Below are 9,205 nucleotides of genomic sequence, written 5' to 3' on the forward strand. Positions count from 1 at the left end.
AAAGATAAGAAGATTGATCTTGCCCCTGAGATTCTGGTCAGTGACCTGCCCCGGCTTAAATCCCGCTTTATTGATCCATTAAAAAACGACAGTAAACGGGTGAACTCAGAATTCGATTTAATGATTATCAGCCGGCTGACCAGTCGCACCCTGGGATGGATGCACAACAGTCATCGTCTGGTTAAGGGTAAGTCTGTCTGTAACCTGCTGATACACCCGGAAGACGCAGCCAAACGCGGAATCAATCAGGAAAGCACTGTAGCCGTCAGCTCTGTGGTTGGTCGTATTGATCTACCGGTAGAGATCACAGAAGACATTATGCCCGGAGTCGTCTGCATGCCTCATGCCTGGGGACATAATCGTCAGGGAACCCGAATCAAAGTCGCTGAAGCTCACGCTGGTGTCAGCCTGAATGACATCACCAATGAGAAAGTCATTGATCAGCTGACAGGCAATGCTGTGGTTCACGGCATCCCGGTAAAAGTTGAAGTTGCCAAACTCGCTACCGCCTGTTAACACCCAACCGTCATCCCCGCGAAGGTGGCTGTCGCAAAACCCTCGTTCCCATGCTCTGCGTGGGAATGCATACGGATCTTGCCGCATGTGGAGAAACCTCACCTTGTCCGAATCTGTGGGGATTTCAGGCTGGTTATTCACTTGTGGCGAGTACGGTATGCATTCCCACGCAGAGCATGGGAACGAGGTGCCCGGAGGGTTTTGCAACAGCCTCGAAGGCGGGGATCCACTGCTCGAGATAGACTCCCATTCTCGAGATGGATTCCCGCCTTCGCGGGAATGACGGCGGTGGTATAAATCGGCATTTAAGACCTTTTGCGACAACCTCTACAGTCTCAATAACAGATAACAAAAAGAAGATCTTATGAAGCTTACTAAAACAAAAATTGCCCTGGGCATTGCGGCACTCTCCGCAGCCTCAACCTACGGCTATTTAAAAGTTACCGAAAATGATGTTCCTGCGGTACAGGGAGCATCGGCTATTGCCCAGCCAATGCCCGCTGACTTACAACCGGACCACCCCTGGCTGGCAGAATCCCAGCGCAGTAGCATGCATGGTGGATCATACAACCGAAACATCACTGACTATCCGGGGCCCCTTGGCGTCAATACACAAACCACCCAACGGAATTTCAGCTCTATTGTCGGTGTTGCCCCCAACATCGCCTTTGACGCCAAAGGCCGCCTGATTACGGTCAGTATCAAACTGACCGGTGTAGAACTACACCTGCTGGATCCAGATACTCTGGAAACCATCGCACAGTATGATATGCCCATGAAAACTTCAGGGGATAACAGCGGTGGTGGCTACTTCCATCTGGATAATAAAGATCGCCCCATTCTGGCGCCTGCAGATAACACCATTAAAATTCTGGAGCTGGATGAGTCCGGTGAAAAACCTCAATGGCGGGTTGCCGAAGAATACGACATCAGTGGTGTTATGCCGGAAGGCAGCAATATTCATGATGTAATGCCCGACTGGGAAGGCAACCTCTGGTTTGTCACCAGTAATGGCTACACCGGCTACCGGAACAAAGCCACCGGAGAGTTCCGCACCTTCAAAATGGAAGGCAAAGATGAAGTGATTCAAAACTCCTTTGCCGTTGATGAAGATGGCGTTTATATCGTTTCTACTCATGCCCTCTATCAGTTCAAAATCAATGCTGACAATGGAGAACCTTACTGGAGCTGGCGTATTCCTTATGACCGTGGTGAAGCCCAGAAGCCAGGAACGCTCTCATTCGGATCAGGCACCTCTCCGACTCTGATCGGTGATGATCTTATTACTATTGCAGATGATGGTTCTCCCTCGACACATCTGATGGTCTATCAACGTAAATCAGGAATTGAGGGTAACCGGGAAGTGTGCAAAGTCCCTCTGTTCAAACCCGGTAAAAGTGCTACAGAAAACTCCATCCTGGTCTATAACAACGCCCTGGTTGTACAAAACGACTATGGTCATATTTATTCTGGCAATGCTCTGGAAACCTCACCGGGCGTTACGCGAATAGATGTCAGAGAAGATCGCAGTGGCTGTGATGTCACCTGGAACTCTGAGTTACTCTCGCAATCACTGCCAATATTGTCGACTGACAATGGCCTGCTCTATTTTTATACCTTCAAAAAACAGAATGATGATGATCGTCTTGGGGGCTGGTATCTGACTGCTGTGGATTTTGAGACCGGTGAAGAGAAGTTTGACCGCCTGATTGGCACGGGCAGTGGCGGGATTACCGACACCTTATCCAGTGTTACCGCCCCTGTGGTGTTAGGCCCCAATGGAGCAGCCTATGTTGGTATCAGAACGGGCGTAGTTGCAGCAATAGACGAGTAATTTATCGCTATGCATTTGTTCGAAGAACGCGTCATTTAACAGACCGGATAAAAACAGGTAAAAAACTTATGCTGCCATGACCAATATCAGAGCATGGTTATCTGATTTTTGATATAAGAAAGCTTTTTAAAGCAGTAGTTCTTATATGCAAAGTACAGAAAACACCACTTTTGATGCCGCCCGAAATACGAGGGTCAAGGCGGCATCAAAGTGGGAGATGCCCGACACCCTGTTGCTGATATTTTTCATTGGCATTCTCGCCACTGTCCTCACCTACATCATTCCATCAGGCTCCTTCAGCTCTGAGACAGTGACCTACCTGGTTGACGGTGTTGAAAAAAGTCGGCAGGTTATTAATCCGGAATCCTTCTCCTATGCCCTGACAGAAGCCGGAGAAAAACTTTACGGCAATGTCCAGCTGTTTGCCGGTGGCGGCGACCTTGGCCTGATGAATTTCCCCTTCGAGGGGCTGGTTTCAGGGTCCAAGTGGGGCGCAGCTATTGGCGTGATCATGTTCATGCTGCTCATCGGTGGCGCATTCGGGATTGTCACCCGGACGGGAACCATTGACCGCGGCATTCACCGGTTGATTGAGCGTACCCGGGGCAGTGAAAAACTGTTTATCCCCATCCTGTTCTTCTTTTTTTCCCTGGGTGGCGCTGTCTTTGGTATGGGAGAGGAGGCGATTGCCTTTGCCCTGATCATTGTGCCCCTGATGGTACGGATGGGTTACGACGGTGTGACCACCGTTATGGTGACTTATGTTGCTACCCAGCTCGGTTTTGCCAGTTCCTGGATGAATCCGTTCTCTGTGGTCATTGCCCAGGGACTTGCCGGGGTTCCGGTCATGTCCGGCTCCGGATTCCGGATGGTGATGTGGGCCGGCTTCACGCTGGCGGGTATTCTCTTCACTGCCGCCTACGCCCGCCGTATCAAGCTGCAGCCTGAAGCCTCGTACAGTTACCACAGCGATGCCCATTTCCGTGATGCCGATACGGATAACACTCATACGACCTCATGGTCCATGGGCGATACCCTGGTGATGCTCGCTTTGGTGGCAGTAATGGTCTGGGTGGTCTGGGGGGTCGTCAAGTACCAGTGGTATCTGCCGGAGATCGCCTCCCAGTTCTTTACCCTCGGTGTCATTGTGGGTGTAATTGGTATTGTCTTCAGACTGAATGGGATGACCGGCAATGATGCCGCCTGCGCCTTCAGGGAAGGTGCCGCATCAATGATTGGACCCGCGCTGCTGGTTGGTTTCGCCAAAGGTGTACTGATGATTCTCGGCGGCGATTCCAATGATCCCAATACCCTGAATACCATTTTGCACAACTTCGGTTCCCTGCTAAGCGGCTTCCCCGGCTGGCTCTCTGCCTGGTTGATGTTTGTATTCCAGTCAGTATTTAACTTCTTTGTAACCTCGGGTTCCGGTCAGGCCGCACTGACCATGCCTCTGATGGCTCCTTTAGCGGATATCAGCGGTGTCACCCGTCAGGTTGCCGTGCTTGCTTTCCAGCTGGGCGACGGTTTCACCAACCTGATCGTGCCAACCTCCGCACCGCTTATGGCAACATTGGGCGTGTGTCGTATTGACTGGCGCGACTGGGCGAGGTTTGTCTGGCGATTTGTGCTGCTGTTGTTTGTTATCTCCAGCATTCTGATCGTTGGCAGCCACCTGGCCGGATTTGCGTAACGGCTTGTTTTGCAAAAAATTGACTGGCCGCGGAGACACAGAGGAAACTTTAAAAAAACTCTGTGTCTCCGTGAAAAAAAGAAAATCATTTCGTGCCCACGCCTTAAATAATGGAACTTATCCACATCCGGACGGTCTTGGTCTTAGCGGGATAAGTGATCTTGAGTGGAACCTGCGAGAACATGAATGGGTAAGGTATGAATACACATTTCCCCCTGAAGCGTTATTCCCGTCAAACCAGTGAGAGTGACCAGTGCGACAGTGGTTTTGGGGAGGGTGACGAGGGGGTTATGGCCTTAAAGGGGCAGATATCAGGAATGACTGTGACAAAAAAGTCACTGGACAAAAAGCTAACTGAAGAAAATGGGGAGAAACAAGAGCAGGCAGCCGAAGCCGCAAAAAACAGACTTGTAACGTTATCTCCCCCCTCTAGTGTCAACTCCATATCAAGGCAATTTAAAAAAGATATGAAATTCATAAGAACTAACAGCGATAAGCAAGTAAGCAATGGGAAAACAAAGCCTGACAATAACCATCCTGTTGCTATGATCAAGTACATGCAAAAATTGATTACAGAGAAAACCAAGCTCACTTCGGAGTTTTCTGAAAACTTCATTCGTCTGAATAAATCGGCCCGCAAGCAGGTAGACGATATACAAGAACGGGTAGAGCTGAGCAAAAGTACGCCTCACACACTCACATTAAAACCCGGGACGCAAAAATTTCAGTTGCCTGACCTACTTACAGCCATCGTGTCGTATTATGTCCTACTGAAAGATGAGCCAAAGGCAAGGGACTACATTAGTGCTGGCTATAAATATTATGGGTCTGAAGGTATTGTCCTTTGTCTTGACAATGCTGAGTACGACCTTAAACAGAAGTACTGACTCCGCAATGATCTACTGCCCTGATTCTGCTTTAAACGACCTTACCAAGATCATGAGTGTTCAACCAGAAAGGATCATACCGATTCAAAAATCATGGCAAAGTCGCAAATATGGCAACTTCCGACATTTTCAGTTCTTGATTCTTGTACTTCCAGCGGATAATTTTTCCATTGGCGAGATAGCCAATAATTAAGTAAAGGTGGAATTATAGTTATTATTCCCGGGGGATGATGCCATCGCTGAAAGTACGGTATCAGAGCCCATAACTGCCAAACAGCTGCTCGATATCAGCATCCAGCTTTTGTTGATAATCCATAAACACTCTTTGATGATTTCGGAGCTCCATATCCTCATCAGATTCGAGTTCTTCTTCAGACTTCAGATCTTTTTCATGCTCAAGTTCCTGTTCAGGCTTCATATCTTCAGCAGTAAAATAGAATGCATAGGTTTGTGATAGGCGAATCCAGCCTCTCTCCATAATTCGGGCAGTCAGAATAATTTCCGTATCGGTATCAGCAAGAAGGTTTATATTGACCGGCTGATTAGTCGACAGAGATACCATCTCATAATTGACACGCTGACCTGAGTAGATAGCTTCAGGTTCTCGTATCATCCATAACTGGTCGATGTCACCACCCTCGGTATAGGCCGTTCCATGACCATCCGATCGCTCATTAATGTCAACATCCAACTCAATTGCATAGTGAGCACTGGCTGGAGCAGACACCATTGCACCTGATTTTTTCAATGAATGGGATAACTGTTTTTCAAGGTATCGACTAATCTCTGAAACTGCAGGTTTTTCATCAACATAAAGGGTATTTGAGCCCAACCGGCCATTGGCAATAAGGTGCCGGGCGAGATGATCAGCAATGATATTCCAATACCGGGTTAGCGGAACGCTCTCATGGGCTGGAGGAGGGTTAACTGCTGATGCCCTGGTGGTGGAAAAAAATCCACCGATCACCAACAAACCTGTAACTACGGACAGGTACAGCTGTTTATTAATCACAATACATCCTTATACTGCTTTTCTAATTCAATGTAGCATGTGAAAATTTTCAGTCGTTTAAGCGTTTATAATCTCTGAGCTTCAACCCTGTACAGAGTCAGAAATCCGACAACCAATACAAGAAGCAGGCTCATTGCCCGATAAACGCTCACGCTTACCTGACATAATGATAAATCCCAATCGCTTATTGGCAGAAGACACTATAAAATCCCCACCTTTCATCCAGAGCAGGGGTAATTACCTGAATGGATAACCCATTGTTTGGGTGCTGTTTTTATCGCCCACCCGCCATCTAATGAATAAAAGACGATGCTTAACCTGACATTACCAGCTTTTTTATCGGGCCTGATCATGCTTTCCGGCTTCGCTCAGGCCAATACAACGGCGCCTGCAGTCACCACAGAGTCTGACCCGGACACTGAGTTTACATTCTCTCTTCAGGAAGAGCGCTCTCCCTGGGCGGTAACCCTGTTTGATGAGAACCCAAAAGAAGATCAGGCCCGTTTATGGGGCCAGACCAAACTGATGTTTGGCCTCGGGGTTGGTGTCGTGGCTGCTCTGGCCGTTATGCCGGAGTCCTTTACCAACTGGGATAAAGACGAGTTGAAAAATTTCCACAAAAAGTGGTGGGACAATGTCAGCTCGGGCCCGGTGATGGATGAAGATGAATGGTTCCTTAATTACGTGACTCACCCTTATTTTGGTGGCGTCTACTACATTGTTGCCCGTGAATCCGGCTACGATCAGTGGAACTCTTTTGTCTACTCCTTCCTGATGTCTACCTTCTATTGGGAATACGGTATTGAAGCGATCGCAGAAGTGCCTTCCATTCAGGATATTATTATCACACCCGTCGGAGGCTGGCTGTACGGGGAATGGGCCTATCAGAAAAAACTGACAATACGGGATAATGACAATCTCGTCTGGGACTCCCCCACGCTGGGCTCAACGGCCCTGTTTTTCCTGGATCCGGTAGACAGTATCGATCAGTGGATCAATGGCGGCAGAGAAGAGCCACTGGTGGAAGATCTCTCCATTAGCATGGCGTTTGCCCCTACTTTCTACCGGTGGCAGGACAGTGAGGAAGACCGAAACTACCTGGGTCTGGTAATGACCTTCCGCATGTAAGCTGGAAGCTGATTATTCTTTGCTTCCAGCTTCTTTCGTAACAGAGCAGATTTGCCCTGCCAAAAAACTGGCAATTCCAAACCGCCCAATCTTTGCAATACTGAATAGAATCTTTCCATTCATAACCAATCAGTTTGCTGGATAGCACTTCGGGCAATTGATTGATGGTCAACAGGGACGTTGCCATGTTTCGTAAGTCTGCCGCTCTGGCTATGCCTGCCATATTGATGACCCTGGTGCTGACCGCCAGCCTGTCATTATTAACCCTTCATTTCAAAAGCATCCTGCTGGAAAGCTACCAGACCAAACTTAAGCAAGTGGCAGATATAACGTCTCGCATGATGAAGGATGACATTGAACTTCACGGGGATGATCATTTTGATTTTGATGTGATCGCTACCGATATTGGTGGCAGTGCGGGGGTCCGGATCACCATCATCAATGAGAATGGGAGCGTTATCGGCGACTCTCAGATGACCAGCCATGAACTTGACCAGATGAAAAATCATGGGAGCCGTACGGAAGTAGCAGAAGCCATGAAACAGGGTGAAGGGTCATCCACACGGCACAGTCATACCAAAGGGTATGACCTGATGTATTACGCGCTGAAAGTGAATATTGACACCAATAATCACAATCACAGCGGCGAACACGGTCACGAATCAGCCACCGATATATCCGACAAAGGTGAGACCTATATCATACGCACCTCAGTTGCTCTGAATCTGTTCACTGATGAATTACTGTGGATCTGGATCTGGGTAGTGCTTATCAGTTTTCTGGGTGTTTTTGTGGTTATTATGATCACTCGCTTTTTCAGCAGCATGCTGAACAAAAGGGCCGAACAGGAACGAGAGTTACTGGAAAGTGAAGTCAGGGAAAGAACCCGTGAACTCAGCCTGATGCAACGCCTCGGCAGCCTGATGTCTGCCTGCACCACCGTGGATAGTGCCGCAAATGTGGTTCACCCTATTGCAGAACACCTGCTACCCGGATGCTGTGGCGGTGCAATCACCCTGATTAAATCATCAAGAAATCGACTGGATGTGATCACGCAATGGGGCGAACAATGGCAAGGCAGCCAACGCTTTGAGCCCAGTGACTGCTGGTCACTGCTCAAAGGACACACTCACTTCAGCGTTGAAGATGGCCTGGAAATTCGCTGTCGCCACAGCCTTATGGAAAACGATCTTTACCAGGTCTGCATTCCACTGGTAGCCCAGGGCGAAACACTGGGTATACTGCACCTCAACTATCACGACCAGCAAAACCTCGAGCATAATATCTCTAAAGCGGAATCCATGGCTGAACAGATTGGTCTGGCATTAGCCAATATGAGATTGCGTGAAGACCTGAGGCAACAGGCCATCCGCGACCCGCTGACCGGCCTGTTTAACAGACGCCATATGATGGACTTTCTGGAACAGCATACCTACAGTGCAGAACACCAGCATGAAGTGCTATCGGTGCTGATGATTGATCTGGACCACTTTAAGCGATTCAACGATACCTTTGGCCATGATGCCGGAGACTACGTTCTGAAACAGGTGGCCGTGGAGCTGAAACAGGCCACCCGGGAAACCGACCTGGTGTGCCGCTTTGGTGGTGAAGAGCTCTGTATCATCTGCCCGGACACAGATCAGGAAACCGCCAGCGAACTGGGCAACCAACTGGTCACCCGGATTGCCAGCCAGGGCATGCAGTTTAATGGTCAGTCCCTGGGCAATGTCACCATTTCCATGGGTATCGCAACCCGGAAAAATGCAGAAACAAACCACGATATGCTGCTGAAAGCCGCCGACAGCGCCCTTTATGAAGCCAAAGATGCCGGGCGTAATCGCGCGATCGTTAGCTGTGCAGAGAACTCTACAGAGAACAAGCAGCCCCCACCGCCAGCGCCTGCTGAAGATAGCTGATCAATAGCAACTGATCGTTCAGACAGTGGTGCAATTAAAAGTGTTCCCTTAGGGTGACAACCATTAAGAATTTACCATCGTCATCCCCGCGAAGGAGGGTGTCGCAAAAGGGCAAAACACCCCCCGACCGTCATCGTCGCGAAGGCGGTTGTCGCAAAACCCTCCTCGCTCCCACGCTTTTAGGCCCTGTGGGTCCTGCGTGGTAGCGCCAGGACCCAA

At 49.1% G+C, this 9,205-nt stretch carries 7 protein-coding genes; 6 read left to right on the top strand and 1 reads right to left on the bottom strand.

The features are described 5' to 3' along the window. From RM811_RS08115 to RM811_RS08130, 4 genes are all read left to right on the top strand, one after another. Positions 1-516, top strand: a 516-nt coding sequence (locus tag RM811_RS08115; protein ID WP_402522748.1) for a molybdopterin dinucleotide binding domain-containing protein, incomplete at its 5' end; no start/stop codon positions are given. Between the two features lie 364 nt (positions 517-880). Next, positions 881-2,350 carry a hypothetical protein gene (locus RM811_RS08120; protein WP_402522751.1) on the top strand — a complete coding sequence of 490 codons (1,470 nt, stop codon included), beginning with the start codon at positions 881-883 and terminating at the stop codon, positions 2,348-2,350. Between the two features lie 145 nt (positions 2,351-2,495). After that, positions 2,496-4,043, top strand: coding sequence for a putative basic amino acid antiporter YfcC (gene yfcC / locus RM811_RS08125; protein WP_402522754.1), 1,548 nt, complete (start codon positions 2,496-2,498; stop codon positions 4,041-4,043). A 197-nt stretch (positions 4,044-4,240) separates the two neighbouring features. Then, the gene (locus tag RM811_RS08130) at positions 4,241-4,930 is read left to right on the top strand and encodes a hypothetical protein (protein WP_402522756.1); all 690 of its coding nucleotides are present in this window, start codon (positions 4,241-4,243) and stop codon (positions 4,928-4,930) included. Positions 4,931-5,183: 253 nt separating this feature from the next. Here the strand turns inward: RM811_RS08130 and RM811_RS08135 are convergent, their stop codons facing one another. Then, entirely contained in the window at positions 5,184-5,942 is a 759-nt protein-coding gene (locus RM811_RS08135) for a hypothetical protein (protein WP_402522759.1), read from the bottom strand. Between the two features lie 309 nt (positions 5,943-6,251). Here RM811_RS08135 and RM811_RS08140 point away from each other — a divergent pair, with 309 nt between their 5' ends. Both RM811_RS08140 and RM811_RS08145 read left to right on the top strand, forming a co-directional pair. Beyond that, positions 6,252-7,070 (top strand): DUF3943 domain-containing protein, encoded by an 819-nt coding sequence (locus tag RM811_RS08140; RefSeq protein WP_402522762.1) that lies wholly within the window; start codon positions 6,252-6,254, stop codon positions 7,068-7,070. 185 nt (positions 7,071-7,255) lie between these two features. Next, complete coding sequence (locus RM811_RS08145; RefSeq protein WP_402522764.1) at positions 7,256-8,986, top strand: diguanylate cyclase; 1,731 nt, start codon at positions 7,256-7,258, stop codon at positions 8,984-8,986. The last annotated feature ends 219 nt before the right edge of the window (positions 8,987-9,205 follow it).

The organism is Endozoicomonas sp. (genome assembly GCF_031844845.1).
GTDB lineage: Bacteria > Pseudomonadota > Gammaproteobacteria > Pseudomonadales > Endozoicomonadaceae > Endozoicomonas.